Below are 15,629 nucleotides of genomic sequence, written 5' to 3'. Positions count from 1 at the left end.
CTCTGCAGGCACCACCACCACCGCGTCGACGGCGAGAACATCGCCATGACCTACAACAACGGCTGGCACGTCAACACACCCGACAGCTACCAGGCCTGAAGCCCAGCACCTGGCGATCCAGACATCTGCGGGACGCGATGCTGGTCACGGCTTCACGGCTTCACGGCTTCACGGCCTACCCCACCTCGACCGGCAGGTGGTAGGCCTCGCCGGTTTGCGCGATCAAGCCGTCCTCGACAAGACCGGCGATGCACCGGCTCAGCTGCGTGGCGTCGGGCCACACGAGGTCGATGACCGCGCTGGGCACCGGTCCGTGGGCCGCGCGCAGCGCGCCCATCACCTTGCCGCGGACCTGCCGGTCGGTGCCCGCCCAGGCCTGTGACCGGCGTCGGGCAGCGTGGGGGTCGGCGGGGTAGCCGGCCGCGCGCCAGGCGCACAGGGCGGTGACCGGGCAGTCGTCGCAGCGCGGGGCGCGGGCGGTGCAGACCACCGCGCCGAGCTCCATCGACGACGCCGCCCACAGCGCCGCCGAGGCGTCGTCGGCCGGGACCAGCGCGGCGGCGCGGGACATCTCTGCCGCGGTGAGGGAGGGAGAGGGCAGCGCCTCGCCGCCCACCGTACGCGCCAGGACCCGCCGGACATTCGTGTCGACGACGACGGAGCGGCGGCCGAAGGCAAAGGCCATCACCGCGGCGGCCGTGTACGTGCCGATCCCGGGCAGCGCCAGCAGGGCCTGCTCGTCGGCGGGGACCTCGCCGCCGTACTGGTCGACGATCACGCGAGCGCACTCCTGCAGGCGCAGTGCGCGGCGTGGATAGCCGAGCGAACCCCAGGCGCGCAGCACCTCTGCGGTCGGTGCCTGAGCAAAGGCTTGCGGGGTGGGCCATCGGTCCATCCAGTCCAGCCAGATCGGAGCTACCCGGGCGACCGGGGTCTGCTGCGACATGACCTCGCTGACCAGCACGCCCCAGGCGGTGCGGTCCGGTGAGCGCCACGGGAGCGGACGGGCGGTGGCCGTGAACCACGCGGCCAGGGCGGTCCCCAGGTCCGGGCAGTGGGCAGGTGCGGTGGAGGTCACCGGTCTATTCTCGCGTGTCTTCGCCAGGGGGATCGGCGGGCCACGTACCGTGAGGGACACTTCACCACCGCGGCGGGCCGGTGGCTTCACGACGGGACGGTCTGGCATGGAACGCGAGCCCTCTGGTCGCCCTCGTGGCGGATCTGCGTCGTCGAACGCGCCGCGAGCGGCCGCGCAGGGCCGCTCCAGGCGTCCGGGCGGCCCGTCGGGCTCGGCTCCGAACGGGCGCCCCCCACGCAGACGCCCGCGTCCGTCGCGCCGCCAGCTCATCATCCGCTGGGTCGTCCTGCTCGCGGTCGCCGGGGCTGTTCTCATCGGTGTCATCGTCGGGCTCAAGGCCTTGTTCAACACGATCGGTGAGGCGATCTCGAGCGCTGCGTCGGCCGCGAACACACCGGCACCCACCCCCACGGGACCGCTGCGCCCGGTGGACTGCACCCCCGCCGACGTCCAGATCACCCTCACGGCCGACGCCGAAAGCTACCGGGTTGGCCGGACCGCGACCTTCGACATCGCCATCGCGCACACCGGCACGCTTCCCTGCACGCTCGACGCCGGGAACGTCGGCCGGGAGCTGGTCATCACCTCGGGCGAGGACCGGATCTTCTCGAGCGCCGACTGCGACTCAGCCGGGTCGAAGCTGCTGTTGCTCGCCCCCGGGGACCAGTACCCGGGTACCGTCGCCTGGGCCACGAACCGCTCGGCCCCCGGCTGCCCGGCGGATCTTCCGGCCCTCATGGCCGGGAGCTACCAGGCGGTCGTCACCGCCGGGACGGTGAGCTCACCGCCGATCGCCTTCACGATCGGCTGAATCAGACGTAGCGTTCCAGGATGCTCGACTCTGCGAGCCTGGACAGCCCCTCGCGGACCGAGCGTGCGCGCTGCTCACCCACGCCGTCGACGGCGATGAGGTCCTCGATCGTCGCGGCGAGCAGCTTCTGCAGACCACCGAAGTGGACCACCAGGCGTCCCACGATCGTCGCGGGCAGTCGCGGCACCTTCGACAGGAGCCGGTAGCCGTGCGGTGCGACGGCGGCATCGAGCGCCTCCCCACCACCGGGGAGCCCCAGCACTCGGCCGATCAGGCTGAGGTCGAGCAGCTCGGTCGAGTCGAGCACCGCGAGGGCGGCGAGCACGTCCTGGACGGAGCGGTCCTTGCGGCCCACCTCGACATAGTCGCGGATGACGAACTCCCGGTCCGAGCCGAGCCCACCGATGAGCTCGTCGAGCTGGAGAGCGAGGAGGCGTCCCTCGGTCCCGAGCTCCACGACGTACCCGGCGATCTCCTCCGAGATCCGTCCGACCATCTCCAGGCGCTGCACGACGGCGCAGACGTCGCGGACTGTGACGAGGTCCTCGATCTCCAGGGCGGAGAGCGTTCCGCTGACCTCATCTAGGCGGGCCTTGTAGCGTTCGAGCGTGGCCAGGGCCTGGTTGGCGCGGGACAGGATCGTGTCCGGGTCCTCGAGCACGTAGCGGGAGCCGCCGACGTAGAGCGCGACGATCCGCATCGACTGGCTGACGGAGATCACCGGGAAGCCGGTCTGCTTCGCGACGCGCTCGGCCGTGCGGTGCCGGGTCCCGGACTCGGTCGTCTCGATCGTCGGGTCCGGGAGCAGCTGGACGGCCGCACGCAGGATGTGGTTGGCGTCGCGGTCCATGACGATCGCGCCGTCCATCTTCGCCAGCTCGCGCAGGCGGGTGGCGGAGAACTCGACGTCGAGCACAAAACCGCCCGAGCTCATGGACTCGACCGTGTTGTCGAAGCCGAGCACGATCAGCGCGCCGGTCCGTCCGCGCAGGATCCGTTCGAGGCCGTCCCGCAGCTCAGTCCCCGGTGCGACCGCAGCCAGGGTTTCGCGGAGGAGCTCGTCAATGTGTGCGGGGGAGTTGGCCACGGGGGTGATCCTACGCGTCGATCGGCCGCGGGACGCGGACGGCTGGCTGGCTGAGCTGGACCGCTTCGCTGAGATTCGCCGCCGGGAGCAGGGTCAGGCCTCCGGGGGCCACCACGTCGGTCCCGATGGGCACGATGGCCCGGGTGAATCCGAGCCTGGCCGCCTCGCTCAGGCGGCGGGAGATCCCGGTGACGGACCGCAGCTCGCCCGCGAGACCGATCTCCCCGATCGCGATGGTGCCGACCGGGACGGGCTTGTCCGCGATCGCACTCAGTGTGGCCAGTGCGATCGCGAGGTCGGCCGCGGGCTCGGTGACCCGGGCGCCGCCGATCGTCGAGACGTATACGTCCTGGTTGTGCAGCGGCACGTTGATGTGGCGGTGCACGACGGCAAGGATCATGGCGAGCCGGCTCGAGTCGATCCCGCTGGTCGTGCGGCGCGGGTTGGCGAGGGTGCTCGCGACCGCGAGGGACTGGATCTCGAGCGCGAGCGGGCGTCGTCCCTCGAGCGTGACGGTGATGCAGGTGCCCGGGACCGCGAGGTTGATGTGGGAGAGGAACAGCCCGCTCGGGTCGACTAGCCCGGTGATGCCGGTCTCGGTCAGCTCGAAACAGCCGACCTCGTCGGTCGGGCCGTAGCGGTTCTTCACGGCGCGCACCATCCGCAGCCGGGAGTGCCGGTCGCCCTCGAACTGGCACACGACGTCGACCAGGTGCTCGAGGGTGCGCGGCCCCGCCACGGAGCCGTCCTTGGTCACGTGCCCCACGAGGATGATGGGCATGTTGCGTTCCTTCGCGACCGCGATGAGCGCCGCCGCGACCTCTCGGACTTGGCTCACGCCCCCGGGGGATCCCTCCACCTGGGCCGAGGCGATCGTCTGGACGGAGTCGACGATGAGCATGTCCGGCTCGGTGGCCTCGATCTGCCCGAGCACGAGGCCCAGGTCGGTCTCCGCGGCCAGCAGGAGCCGGGGTGCGAGGGCGCCGATCCGTTCCGCGCGCAGCCTGACCTGGCCGGCTGACTCCTCGCCGGTGATGTACAGGACGCGCCGCCCGCCGCGCGCGGCGGTCGCCGCGACGTCGAGCAGGAGGGTCGACTTGCCCACGCCCGGCTCGCCGGCCAGCAGGACGACCGCACCCGGGACGATGCCGCCGCCGAGCACGCGGTCGAACTCGCTGATCCCGGTGGGGGTGGCCTGGGCGGCGTCGACGTCGATCTCGCCGATCGGCTTGGCGTACCCGCGGGTCGGTGCGGAGGCCGTCGTCTTGGGACCAGAGGACGCCGCGGCCGTCTCGGCGACGCTGCCCCACTCCTGGCACTCACCGCACCGGCCGACCCACTTGGACGTGGTCCAGCCGCACTCGGTGCAGCGATATGCGGGGCGGGCGGCGCGGGAGGACGCGCTCGAAGCTCGTGGGGTGGAGGCCATGGGGAAACGGTATCTGGTGGCACCGACACCGGGCGGGCTAGATCCGCCGGGTCGTCCCGCGCACAACGAGCGAGGTGGGCAGGCGCACGTGCGTGCTCGCGAGCGGGTGCTCGTCGAGCAGCTCGATGAGCATCGCGATCCCGGCGGCGCCCATCGCCTGGATCGGCTGGTGGATCGTGGTGAGCGGGGGAGTCGTGGCCATCGACTCCGGGATGTCGTCGAAGCCGACGATCGACAGGTCGCCCGGCACGTCGATCCCCAGGGTCTTGGCCACCTCCATCGCGCCGATCGCGGAGATGTCGTTGGCCGCGAAGAGGGCGGTCGGGCGGTCGCTGAGGGTCAGCAGCTCCGCGGCCGAGCTGCGGGAGGAGTCGAGCCGATAGTCGCCGGACCGGACCACGGCCGGGTCGTAGGCGATCCCGGCCTCCTCGAGCGCCTGGCGGTAGCCGGCCTCGCGCAGCGCGGAGGATGCGAGGTCCTCTCGCCCGGAGATGAATCCGATCCGACGGTGGCCGAGCTCGACCAGATGCCGCGTCGCGAGGAGGGCGCCGGTGAGGTTGTCGGAGTCGACCGTGGGCGGACCGAGCGGGCCCTCGTGCGGGTCGATGGCCACGACGGGGATGCCGACCTCGGCGTCGACCACGGTCGGCGTCACGATGAGCGCGCCGTCGATCAGCGTGCCGCTCAGGCGAGACAGGTAGCGGCGCTCCCAGCCGGGGCCGCCGCTCTGAGTGGCCCCGGTGTAGGCGAGCAGCTCGTAGCCGGTCTTGGCGAGCGCCGCCCCGGCGCCCTTGAGGATCTCGGTGCTGAACGGCTCGAACTCGGCCACCAGGATGCCGATCACGTTCGTGCGGTGTGAGCGCATGCTCCTGGCGACCAGGCTCGATTCGTAGCCGAGCTGGTCGATCACCTCCTGCACGCGGGAGGCGGTCGCGGCGGCGACGCCATACCTGGCGTTGATGACCTTGGAGACGGTCGCGACGGAAACGCCTGCGGCTTCTGCAACATCCGTGATCGTGACCCGTCGGTTCATGCTTCGACCATACCGTTTGTAAAACGTTATCGATAACGATTGACACGCTTGCGAGAGCGCTGCCATAGTTCACTACGAACCGCTGTCGAAGACGACGAGGAGTGCTCAACGATGAGAACCGACATACGCACGACGAACGTCTTCGTGGTGGGGAACGCCCCACAGCACGGGAAGCGCCGGCACCGAAGCCGGGGCACCGAACGGCAGCAGCCGGTTGCGGGCTGACGAAACCCGCACCTCCTCAGTCGCCCTCACCGGCGACCTCTCCACCTCTGTATCGCTCTACGAAAGAGGACAGATCAATGAACGCAAAGAAGATCCTGGCGGTCTCGGCCGTCATGATGATGGCTACCGCGGGACTGAGCGCCTGCAGCAGCGACGACTCCGGGTCCGGCGATGGCGGCGGCAGCGGCGGCGGCAGCGGCGACGTGTCGATGACCTTCTGGCACAACTCCACCACTGGTGAAGGCAAGGAGTACTGGGAGAAGACGGTCGCCGACTTCGAGACGGCGAACCCGGGCGTGAAGATCACCATCCAGGCGATCCAGAACGAAGACATGGACGGCAAGCTGCAGACCGCCCTCAACTCCGGGGACGCCCCGGACATCTTCATGGCTCGCGGCGGCGGCAAGCTGGCCGACATCGTCGAGGCCGGACAGGTCCTCGACATCACCGACTCGATCGACGCAGCCACCAAGTCCGCGATCGGCGACGGTGTGCTGAGCGCCTTCGCGGTCGACGGAAAGAACTACGGCATGCCGACCTCCGTGCTGCCCGGCGGGATCTACTACAGCCAGGACCTCTTCACCGCCGCTGGCGTCTCGGCCACCCCGACCTCGATCTCCGAGCTCTCGACCGCGGTGACCGCGCTCAAGGGCACGGGCGTCTCCCCGATCGCGCTCGGCGCGAAGGACGCGTGGCCGGCGGCGCACTGGTACTTCTTCTTCGCCCTGCGCGAGTGCTCGCAGGCCACCATGGACGCATCCGCAAAGTCGATGACCTTCGACGACCCGTGCTGGCTCAAGGCCGCTGAGGACCTGCAGGCCTTCGCCGCGACCGAACCGTTCAACAACGGCTTCCTGACGACCTCCGCCCAGCAGGGTGCTGGGTCGTCAGCCGGGCTGGTGGCCAACCACGAGGCAGCCATGGAGCTCATGGGCGCGTGGAACCCCGGCGTGATCGCCTCCCTGACCCCGGACGAACAGCCGCTGCCCGACCTCGGCTGGTTCCCCTTCCCCGCCGTCGACGGCGGCAAGGGCGAGCCCGGGGCCATGATGGGCGGCGTCGACGGGTTCTCCTGCTCGGCGAAGGCTCCGAAGAAGGAGTGCACAGCCTTCCTCAACTTCATCGCCGGCAAGGACCAGCAGGAGGGCTACGCCAACGCCTTCCACACGCTTCCCGCCAGCAAGGAGGCGCAGGGCGTCGTGACCGAGCCCGTGCTCAAGTCCATCCTCGAGGCCTACAACAAGGCCCCGTACGTCACGCTCTGGCTGGACACGACCTACGGACAGAACGTCGGCAACGCCCTCAACGCCGGGGTCGTCGACATGCTGGCCGGCAAGGGTGACCCCGCGGGCATCATCAAGGCCGTGAACGACGCGGCAGCCAAGGGATAGCAGATCATGAGCGACTCCCTGGGTGAGACCTCCCTCGCCATGACAACCCCGCCCGAGAGTCGCTCCGCGACGGTGGACGGCGCCGCTCCGGCGTCGTCCACCGCCGGCAGGCCCCGCCGCGCCGGTCAGCCTGACTGGCGCAAGCGCCTCGAGATCGCGCTCCTCGCGGGCCCGGCCATCATCATGTTCCTCGCGTTTGTCATCTTCCCCGTGGTGATGGCGGCGTACTACGGCTTCTTCAAATGGAAGGGGTACGGGCCGCCTACGGACTTCGTCGGGCTGGACAACTACCTCATCATCTTCAAGGACAGTGCCTTCCACGAGGCCCTGATGCACAACGGCTTCATCATGGTGATGTCCCTCGTCGTGCAGGGACCCGCGGCGATCGCGCTGGCGCTCTTGCTCAACCAGAAGATCCGCGGGCGTTCGGTGATCCGGGTGCTGATCTTCCTCCCGTACGTGGTCTCCGAGGTCATCGTCGGCACCGGCTGGGGTCTCATGCTCCAGACCAACGGTGCGGTCAACGACCTGCTCACCAAGATCGGCCTGCCGAGCTGGACCGTGGAGTGGCTCTCCGACCCCAAGATCGCCATCTGGACGCTGCTGCTCATCATCTCCTGGAAGTACATCGGCTTCGCCGTGATCCTCTTCCTGGCGGGGCTGCAGTCCATCCCCGAGGAGCTCTTCGAGGCCTCCGCGATCGACGGCGCCTCGTACTGGCAGATCCAGCGGAGCATCACCCTGCCGCTGCTCGGCCCGACCATCCGGATCTGGGCGTTCCTGTCGATCATCGGTTCGCTGCAGCTCTTTGATCTCGTCTACATCATCTGGGGCCAGTACATCGCCTCGACCGCCGGCACCTCGACGATGGCGACCTACATGGTCGCTGAGGGACGTAACGCGGGCAACTACGGATTTGGCAACGCGGTCGCCGTCGTGCTCTTTGTGATCTCGCTCGTCATCGCCCTGGTATATCAGCGCTTCGTGCTCCGACGTGACACCGAGGGCGCACTCACGGAAGGAAAGAAGTGATGACGACCATGACGGCCACGAAGCCCCGGCGGTCCGCGCCGCAGACGGTGCGCAAGAGCTCGGAGATCGGCCGGGGGACCCCGGTCACCTATTTCATCGCCCTCGTGTTCGTGGCCATCTGCATCGGTCCGGTCCTCTACATCATCCTGGGTGGCTTCCGGACGAACTCGCAGATCACCACGGACCCGTCGGGCTTCCCCAGCCCGTGGCAGATCGGCAACTACGTCGACGTGCTGCAGAGCTCGATGTTCTGGCGCCAGACCGGCAACTCGACATTCACCGCGATCTTCACCACGCTCGGCGTCGTCGTCCTGGGCGTCATGGCGAGCTACGTCATCGCGCGCTACGAGTTCAGGGGCCGGATGGCGATGTACTCGCTCTTCGCCGCGGGTCTCATGTTCCCGATGACGGTTGCCATCACCCCGCTGTACATCCTCATCAAGAACCTCGGGCTGATGAACAGCCTCGCCGGCATCATCCTGCCGCAGATCGCCTTCGCCCTGCCCACGACGATCATCATCCTCGTGCCCTTCCTGCGGGCCATCCCGAAGGAGCTCGAGGAAGCCGCGTCGATCGACGGCGCCAGCCGGCTCGGCTTCTTCTTCCGGATGGTCGTGCCGCTCTCGGTCCCGGGGGTGGTCACGGTCGGCATCCTCGCGTTCATCGCGAGCTGGAACAGCTACATGCTCCCGCTGTTCATCATCAACGACGAGTCGTCCTACACGTTGCCGCTCGGGGTCCAGGCCTTCGCCGCGCAGTACTCCGTGGACACAGCTAGGGTGCTCGCCTTCACGTCGCTGTCGATGATCCCGGCCCTGGTGTTCTTCTCGCTCTTCGAACGCCGCATCGTCGGCGGCCTCACCGGCGCGGTCAAGGGCTGAGCGCCCGTGCCCGACGACGGCGCGCGCCGTCGTCGGGCAGCCCCGCCGCACACACAAACAGATCGAAGGAGAGTGCCCCGTGTCCCACGTCGTCCCCGTCCTGCCCGAGGTGAGCGAGCGTGTCCGCGCGCTCCACGCGCAGATGACCCTCGAGGAAAAGCTCGCCCAGATCGTGGGCTATTGGCTCGACCAGAGCGGAACTGTCGCGCCGATGCAGTCCGAGATGGCCGCCGGCCAGCAGCCTGCCAGCCAGCTGAGCGAGATCACCCGGCACGGGATAGGGCACTACACACGGGTGTACGGCACCCGACCCGTGGACCCGGTCGAGCGCGCCGCCTGGTTGTGGACGGAGCAGCGCCGGCTCAAGCGGGAGACCCGCCTGGGCATCCCCGCCCTTGTCCACGAGGAGTGCCTGACCGGGCTGGCCGCCTGGCAGGCGGCCACGTACCCGACGCCGCTCGCCTGGGGCGCGTCCTTCGACCCCGAGCTCGTCGGCGAGGCCGCACGGGCGATCGGCGACTCCATGCGGGAGCTCGGCATCCACCAGGGCCTCGCCCCGGTCCTCGACGTCGTCCGCGACCCGCGCTGGGGCCGCGTCGACGAATGCATCGGGGAAGACCCCTACCTCGTCGGCACGATCGGCACCTCCTACGTGCGCGGGCTGCAGGACGCCGGGGTGCACGCCACGCTCAAGCACTTCGTCGGTTACTCGGCCTCGAAGTCGGGCCGCAACCACGCCCCGGTCGGCGTGGGCCCGCGCGAGCTGGCCGACGTCTTCCTCCCGCCCTTCGAGATGGCGGTCCTCGACGGCGGCGCCCGGTCGGTCATGAACTCGTACAACGACGTCGACGGCGTGCCGATGGCCTCGAGCTCCGAGCACCTGACGACCTTGCTGCGCGAGACGTGGGGATTCGACGGCGTCGTGGTCGCCGACTACTTCGCTGTCGCCTTCCTCGAGGTCATGCACGCCGTGGCGGCCGACCGCGGCGAGGCGGCGGCGCTCGCGCTCGCGGCCGGGATCGACGTCGAGCTGCCGACCGGCGACGCCTATCTGGAGCCGTTGGCCGAGCGTGTGCGCAGCGGCCGTTTTGATGAGGCTTACGTCGACCGTGCCGTCCTGCGGGTGCTCAATCAGAAGGAAGAGCTGGGGCTGCTCGACGCCGACGCCTACGCCGGCGAGCCGCCGACCGATATCCAGCTGGACTCACCGCGCCACCAGAAGCTGGCCCGCCGGCTGGCCGAGGAGTCGGTGATGCTGCTGACCAACGACGGCGTGCTGCCGCTGAACGGGTGGGAGACGCCTCCGACGCGGATCGCGGTCGTCGGCCCCAACGCACACCGGGCCGAGGCGCTCATGGGCTGCTACTCCTTCGCCAACCACGTGCTCGCGCACCACCCCGGCGTTCCCTTCGGCTTCGAGATCCCGACTGTGCTCGACGCACTGGGCACGGCTTTCGGGGCGGCGGGCATGGCCCAGCCCGAGCTGATGTTCGCCCAGGGGTGCACGGCCGAGGGCGAGGACACGTCCGGCTTCGCCGAGGCCATCGCCGCAGTCGCGAGCGCTGAGGCCGCGGTCGTCGTCGTGGGGGACCAGGCGGGCCTGTTCGGTCGCGGGACCGTGGGCGAGGGCAACGACGCCGAGTCGCTCGAGCTGCCCGGCGTCCAGCGCCAGCTTGTCGAGGCGCTGCTGGCGACCGGCACGCCGGTCGTCCTGGTGGCGCTGACCGGCCGCCCCTACGCGATCGACTGGGCGCTCGACGGCGACGGTGCAACCCCGGGAGCGGTCCTGCAGGCCTTCTTCCCGGGGGAGGGGGGAGGGCTCGCGATCGCCGACGTGCTGACCGGCGTGGTCAACCCGTCGGGCCGTCTTCCGGTGTCTCTGCCTCGCTCGACGGGCGCTCAGCCATACTCCTACCTGCACCCGATCCTCGGTGGGCCCTCCGACGTGACGTCGAGCGACTCGACCCCGGTGCGGCCCTTCGGCTTCGGGCTGTCCTACACGACCTTCGCCTACTCCGACCTCGAGGTGGATTGCGCCGTCGAGGCGGGTGGGACCTTCACCGCGGCCGTCACGGTGACCAACACCGGCGCGCTCGCAGGCTCCGACACGGTCCAGCTCTACGCCCGCGACGTGCTGGGCACGATCGCGCGTCCCGTGGTCCAGCTTGTCGGCTACGCGCGCACGGAGCTCGAGCCCGGCGCGTCCAGCCGCGTGACGTTCACGGTCCCCACGACCCGCTTCGCCTTCAGCGACCGCCGGATGGTCAGGATCGTCGAGCCCGGCGACGTGGAGGTGTGGGTCGGCTCGCACGCCGAGGCAGGCCGCACCGGTGCGAGCACCGAAGAGCTCACGGGCGGGGCCATCTCCAACGACAAGGCCACCACGCGTCGGGAGATTCCGGGGACGGCGACCGACCGCGCAGTCCTTGCGGTGACCGGGGACGTGCACGCGGTCACGACCGCCGACCCGCGGTGGGTGCAGACGACAGTGAGTGCGGTGGCGGACGAGGCGGTCCCGGTGGTGGCCGGGTGAGCCTTGTCGCCAACCCGGTGCTGCCCGGGTGCTACCCCGACCCCACGATCTGCCGCGTCGGCGCCGACTACTACCTCGTGACGTCGACCTTCGAGTACTTCCCGGGGCTCCCGGTCTTCCGCAGCCGTGACCTGGCGACATGGGAGCAGATCGGGCACGTCGTCGACCGGGCCGGCCAGCTCGACTACGACGGGATCGCGTCGTCGGGCGGGCTCTACGCGCCGACCCTGCGTCATCACGACGGCGTGTTCTGGCTGGTCTGCACGCTCGTGGACCAGCAGGACGACGGCCGCGGCGGCAACTTCCTCATGACGGCGACCGACCCGGCCGGGCCGTGGTCCGACCCGGTGTGGCTCGACGTCGGCGGCATCGACCCGTCGATCTTCTTCGATGACGACTCTCGGGTGTGGATGCACGGGACGCGGCTGGCCGCGCAGCCGCAGTGGCACGACCAGACCGAGGTGTGGGTGCGCGAGCTCGACCCGGACGCCAAGAAGCTCGTCGGGCCGGAGCACGTCGTCTGGAACGGGGCGCTGCGCGACGTGGTCTGGGCGGAGGGGCCGCACCTATACAAAGTCGACGGCACGTACTATCTGCTCGCGGCCGAGGGCGGCACAGAGACAAACCATGCGGTCTCGGTCGCCCGGGCCGCGTCCGTGACCGGGCCGTACGAGGGCAGCCGGAAGAACCCGATCCTCACCCACCGGCACCTGGGCGCCGCGGCCGACGTGGTCGGCGTCGGGCACGCCGATCTGGTGCAGGCGGCCGACGGCAGCTGGTGGGCGACGGTGCTGGGCATGCGCCCCTACGGCGGACTCCACTACAACCTCGGCCGTGAGACCTTCCTTGTCCTGGTCGCCTGGGAGGACGGGTGGCCCGTGTTCGCCCCGGGTCTCGGCCGGGTACCGGCCGAGGTCGAGGTGCCGTTCGCCGCGCAGGTGCGGGCGGGAGCTGCCGTCTCCGGTGTGGTGCACCCCGGCGATCTGCGGTGGACGTCCCTGCGCGGGCCGGCGGCCGAGTTCGCATCGCCGCGCGGCGACGGCTGGGACCTGAGGCTGCGACCGAGCACGTTGCGTGACCCGGTCACCCCGGCCTTTCTCGGCGTGCGCCAACAGGACCGAGACGTCGACGTGCACGCGACCATCCGCGTGGCGCTCGCCGATGGTGAGGAGGCAGGCCTCGCTATCCGCCAGTCCGAGGACGACCACGTCCGGGTGTTCCTGACCGGTCCGGACGCCGGCCGCGGTAGCCGGGTCGCCGTCGTGCGCCGCGAGGGTGGGGTCGAGACCACTCTGGGAGAGGTGGCCCTCGGGGACGAGGTGGCCATCCGGTTGAGCCTGCGTGCCCGTGGTCAGGACTACGCCTTCCTCGCCTGTCTGGTGGGTGGCAACGAGTCGGTCACCGTCGCGGTGGTCGACGGCCGGACGCTCGACTCCGTCTCGACCGGGGGGTTCCTGGGGCTGTGGATCGGCGTGTACGCCACTAGCAACGGGCGCCCGACGACGACGACCGCTCACCTGGAGAGCTTCGAGTACCTGCCCTCGCCGTCGTGAGGTGATGACACAGGTTCCGACGGGCGCATCGACGTGGCTCGCGGCCTCGTGCGGCTGCGCGCCGTAGGCTGGCGCAGGCTCGCCCGATCAGATGTGCGAGCCTGCGCACGCACGAGGGAGAGACATGAGCGAGCACGAGAACCGCTGGCCAGGACCGGGTCCGAGCGGAGACGCCGCCCAAGAGACTCAGCCGGCGCCCGATCTCGCGGATGCCGGCACCGCCTCGGAAGGTCGACTATCTCCGGCTGACAATCCGCCCGCGACGGGCACCGAGGTAGGGGACATCGCTCCCGTCCTCCCGCTGGGCTCGCCGATGCTGACGCCGCCCCTGGTCCCGTCCCGGTCCGCAGCCCGGTCGGCAAACGGCCGCCGGTTCACGGCCAGTCCGGTCCTCATCTGGTCGGTCGTCGCGGCCGTGGTCCTCGTGGCTGCCGCAGTGACGGCCTTCCTCCTGCTCCGCGGCGACGACTCCGCGACCGGGACGGCCCCGACACCCGTCCCGACGGTCACCCACACCCTCCCCGCGCCGACCGCGACGACCGACCCGATCGCCCGCGGTGACGGCACAGTGCTCTTCGCCGCCCTCCCGGGCACGGTGCGTCAGTACGTGCTCACCGCGATCACCCCCGGCGACCTGGCAGCCCAGGTTGGCGCGCTCGAGACCTACGACCTCACCTATGCGGGCGCGATCGACGGCGCAGGCGACGCCGACGCCGTCTACACCGTCCAGGTCACGCTGTGGGGCACGTCCGACGCGGCGACCGCGGCGGCCGGCGCCCTGAGCGCGCCGCTCGCGCCGGCGTCGTCCACAGGTGACGTGCACGTGACCGGTGCCGTGACGGGCGCCTTCTCCCTCTTCGGGGAGGGCGACTCCGTCACCGAGACGGCCCACGCCGTCTGGACCAACGGGACTCTCGTCCTGCACGCTAGCGGCCCCGCGGCCGACATCCGCAACTTCTACCTCGCCTACAGCCTGTGACTGCCCCGCGCACGCGACCACCGGGGATGAACGACGTCGCCCGCGTTGCGGGCGTCTCGCACCAGACCGTCTCGCGGGTGCTCAACGACCACCCCAACGTGCGCGCGGAGACCCGCGACCGCGTGCTCGAGGCGATCGCTGCGCTGGGGTACCGGCGCAACAGCGCCGCACGCGCCCTGGTGACCCGTCGCTCGGGCACGCTCGGCATCGTGACCACCGACTCCTTCCAGTTCGGCCCTTCGCGCACGCTCATCGCGATCGAGGAGGCGGCCCGCGAGGCGGGCTACCACGTCTCCGTCGCCACGCTGCGGACCGTGGACACCTCCTCCATGAACGATGCCCTCGAGCACCTCATGGACCAGGCAGTTGAGGGCATCGTCGTCATTGCCCCCCACGCAGAGGTGGTCGACGCCGTGCGCGCCTTCCACGACCGGCTCCCGATCGTGGTGGTCGCCGCGATCCCCGACCCCCCCGAGTCCGTGACGACGGTGTCGGTCGACCAGGGGCTGGGCGCGCGGCTCGTCGTGCGCCACCTCGCCGACCTGGGCCACCACGAGGTGGTGCACCTGGCGGGGCCGCACGGCTGGCTCGACGCCGATGCCCGCGCCTCGGCCTGGGCCGACGAGTGCGAGCTGCTCGGCCTGCCGGCGAGCGAACCGATCAAGGGGGACTGGTCTGCGGGTCGTGGCTACGAGGTCGGCCGGGAGCTGGCCCGATCTGGGCCACCCACCGCGGTCTTCGCCGCGAACGACCAGCTGGCGCTCGGCCTGCTGCGTGCCTTCAACGAGGCCGGGCTGCGCATCCCCGAGGATGTCTCGGTCGCCGGTTTTGACGACTTCACGGGGGCGGACAACTTCATCCCACCGCTGACGACGGTCCGCCCGGGCTTCGAGGCACTGGGCACGCGGATCATCCAGGCCCTCCTCGGGGTGCTGGACGGACGGCCCATCGGGCCGGCCGTGCTTGACCCGCAGCTCGTCATTCGGGAGAGCACGGGAGCACCGCGGTCCTGATTCGGTGCCGCCGGGCGGTGCCGAATCCGGGCCTCACAACCCGGTGACCGCGGTCACGAGGCCCCGATTCGCCAAGACACCTCTGCGTAACGTAATGTTTACGAAGTCAGCCCGACAGGGAGGCACAGACACCACTGCGAAGCTCGCAAGAGCCGCCGCGAAGTGGCTGTTCCCGGGGTTGGAAATCCTAGATTTGGTTTGGCTTGTTGGTGCGCCGGGAACGGTGGATTGGACAGGGCGAATCAGATCGGGTAAGTTTGAACGGTTGCCCCAAGAGAAGGACCTTAGCGGTCTGGAAGTGGTGCGCGTCCGCTCCTTGAGAACTCAACAGTGTGCTTAATAGTCAATGCCAAGACCCCTTGTCTGGTGTTGGTTGCTGGGTCTTCGATCTGGTGGCTGATTCGCAGCAAGGTTTATTTGGTATGAATTGAAAACGCAAGTTTTCGGTTTGTAGCCTTGATTAATCAAGTGCCTCTTTGCAGGGGTGCTTGCTTCGTATGGTTGTTAACTGGTTTCGACTGGTTGATATCAAACATTTACGGAGAGTTTGATCCTGGCTCAGGACGAACGCTGGCGGCGTGCTT

12 protein-coding genes are annotated in these 15,629 nt (G+C 69.7%); 8 read left to right on the top strand and 4 right to left on the bottom strand.

Annotated elements, in window-relative coordinates; genetic code table 11:
- Window positions 1-175 precede the first annotated feature (175 nt).
- The gene (locus tag BLQ50_RS18100; RefSeq protein ID WP_281181340.1) at window positions 176-1,078 is read right to left on the bottom strand and encodes an HhH-GPD family protein; all 903 of its coding nucleotides are present in this window, start codon (window positions 1,076-1,078) and stop codon (window positions 176-178) included.
- A 106-nt stretch (window positions 1,079-1,184) separates the two neighbouring features.
- Between BLQ50_RS18100 and BLQ50_RS18095 the strand changes: the two genes are divergently transcribed.
- Complete coding sequence (locus BLQ50_RS18095; protein WP_093186906.1) at window positions 1,185-1,889, top strand: hypothetical protein; 705 nt, start codon at window positions 1,185-1,187, stop codon at window positions 1,887-1,889.
- Between the two features lies 1 nt (window position 1,890).
- Here the strand turns inward: BLQ50_RS18095 and disA are convergent, their stop codons facing one another.
- From disA to BLQ50_RS18080, 3 genes are read right to left on the bottom strand one after another with little or no spacing between them, the layout of a single operon-like run.
- Window positions 1,891-2,976, bottom strand: coding sequence for a DNA integrity scanning diadenylate cyclase DisA (disA, locus tag BLQ50_RS18090; protein ID WP_093186903.1), 1,086 nt, complete (start codon window positions 2,974-2,976; stop codon window positions 1,891-1,893).
- A gap of 10 nt (window positions 2,977-2,986) precedes the next feature.
- Entirely contained in the window at window positions 2,987-4,405 is a 1,419-nt protein-coding gene (gene radA / locus BLQ50_RS18085) for a DNA repair protein RadA (protein ID WP_093186900.1), read from the bottom strand.
- A gap of 37 nt (window positions 4,406-4,442) precedes the next feature.
- Window positions 4,443-5,438, bottom strand: coding sequence for a LacI family DNA-binding transcriptional regulator (locus tag BLQ50_RS18080; protein ID WP_093186898.1), 996 nt, complete (start codon window positions 5,436-5,438; stop codon window positions 4,443-4,445).
- 302 nt (window positions 5,439-5,740) lie between these two features.
- On the opposite strand from BLQ50_RS18080, the gene BLQ50_RS18075 reads away from it, so the two are divergent.
- The 7 genes from BLQ50_RS18075 (at window position 5,741) to BLQ50_RS18045 (ending at window position 15,045) form a co-directional block, all read left to right on the top strand.
- Window positions 5,741-7,054 carry an extracellular solute-binding protein gene (locus BLQ50_RS18075; RefSeq protein ID WP_093186895.1) on the top strand — a complete coding sequence of 438 codons (1,314 nt, stop codon included), beginning with the start codon at window positions 5,741-5,743 and terminating at the stop codon, window positions 7,052-7,054.
- A 6-nt stretch (window positions 7,055-7,060) separates the two neighbouring features.
- Window positions 7,061-8,086, top strand: coding sequence for a carbohydrate ABC transporter permease (locus BLQ50_RS18070; RefSeq protein WP_175559196.1), 1,026 nt, complete (start codon window positions 7,061-7,063; stop codon window positions 8,084-8,086).
- The gene (locus BLQ50_RS18065; RefSeq protein WP_093186893.1) at window positions 8,086-8,967 is read left to right on the top strand and encodes a carbohydrate ABC transporter permease; all 882 of its coding nucleotides are present in this window, start codon (window positions 8,086-8,088) and stop codon (window positions 8,965-8,967) included. Before BLQ50_RS18070 ends, BLQ50_RS18065 begins: the two co-directional genes overlap by 1 nt.
- 79 nt (window positions 8,968-9,046) lie before the next feature.
- Window positions 9,047-11,500 (top strand): beta-xylosidase/alpha-l-arabinosidase, encoded by a 2,454-nt coding sequence (locus BLQ50_RS18060; RefSeq protein WP_245701365.1) that lies wholly within the window; start codon window positions 9,047-9,049, stop codon window positions 11,498-11,500.
- Complete coding sequence (locus tag BLQ50_RS18055; protein WP_093186890.1) at window positions 11,497-13,053, top strand: glycoside hydrolase family 43 protein; 1,557 nt, start codon at window positions 11,497-11,499, stop codon at window positions 13,051-13,053. Before BLQ50_RS18060 ends, BLQ50_RS18055 begins: the two co-directional genes overlap by 4 nt.
- Before the next feature lie 124 nt (window positions 13,054-13,177).
- Window positions 13,178-14,032: a hypothetical protein gene (locus tag BLQ50_RS18050; protein WP_093186888.1), complete on the top strand. Its 855-nt coding sequence runs from the start codon at window positions 13,178-13,180 to the stop codon at window positions 14,030-14,032.
- Window positions 14,029-15,045: a LacI family DNA-binding transcriptional regulator gene (locus BLQ50_RS18045; RefSeq protein WP_342672075.1), complete on the top strand. Its 1,017-nt coding sequence runs from the start codon at window positions 14,029-14,031 to the stop codon at window positions 15,043-15,045. The genes BLQ50_RS18050 and BLQ50_RS18045 overlap by 4 nt, the downstream gene beginning before the upstream one ends.
- Window positions 15,046-15,629 lie beyond the last annotated feature (584 nt).

The organism is Sanguibacter gelidistatuariae (assembly GCF_900096585.1).
Classification (GTDB): Bacteria; Actinomycetota; Actinomycetes; order Actinomycetales; family Cellulomonadaceae; genus Sanguibacter; species Sanguibacter gelidistatuariae.
This window is presented reverse-complemented; position numbering and strand designations above follow the sequence as displayed.

Excerpts from the sequence above, each read along its gene's own strand:
- BLQ50_RS18095 (WP_093186906.1), top strand. The coding sequence starts at position 1,185 with ATGGAACGCGAGCCCTCTGGTCGCCCTCGTGGCGGATCTGCGTCGTCG.
- BLQ50_RS18050 (WP_093186888.1), top strand. The coding sequence starts at position 13,178 with ATGAGCGAGCACGAGAACCGCTGGCCAGGACCGGGTCCGAGCGGAGAC.
- BLQ50_RS18075 (WP_093186895.1), top strand. The coding sequence starts at position 5,741 with ATGAACGCAAAGAAGATCCTGGCGGTCTCGGCCGTCATGATGATGGCT.
- BLQ50_RS18080 (WP_093186898.1), bottom strand. The coding sequence starts at position 5,438 with ATGAACCGACGGGTCACGATCACGGATGTTGCAGAAGCCGCAGGCGTT.
- BLQ50_RS18065 (WP_093186893.1), top strand. The coding sequence starts at position 8,086 with ATGACGACCATGACGGCCACGAAGCCCCGGCGGTCCGCGCCGCAGACG.
- BLQ50_RS18070 (WP_175559196.1), top strand. The coding sequence starts at position 7,061 with ATGAGCGACTCCCTGGGTGAGACCTCCCTCGCCATGACAACCCCGCCC.
- radA (WP_093186900.1), bottom strand. The coding sequence starts at position 4,405 with ATGGCCTCCACCCCACGAGCTTCGAGCGCGTCCTCCCGCGCCGCCCGC.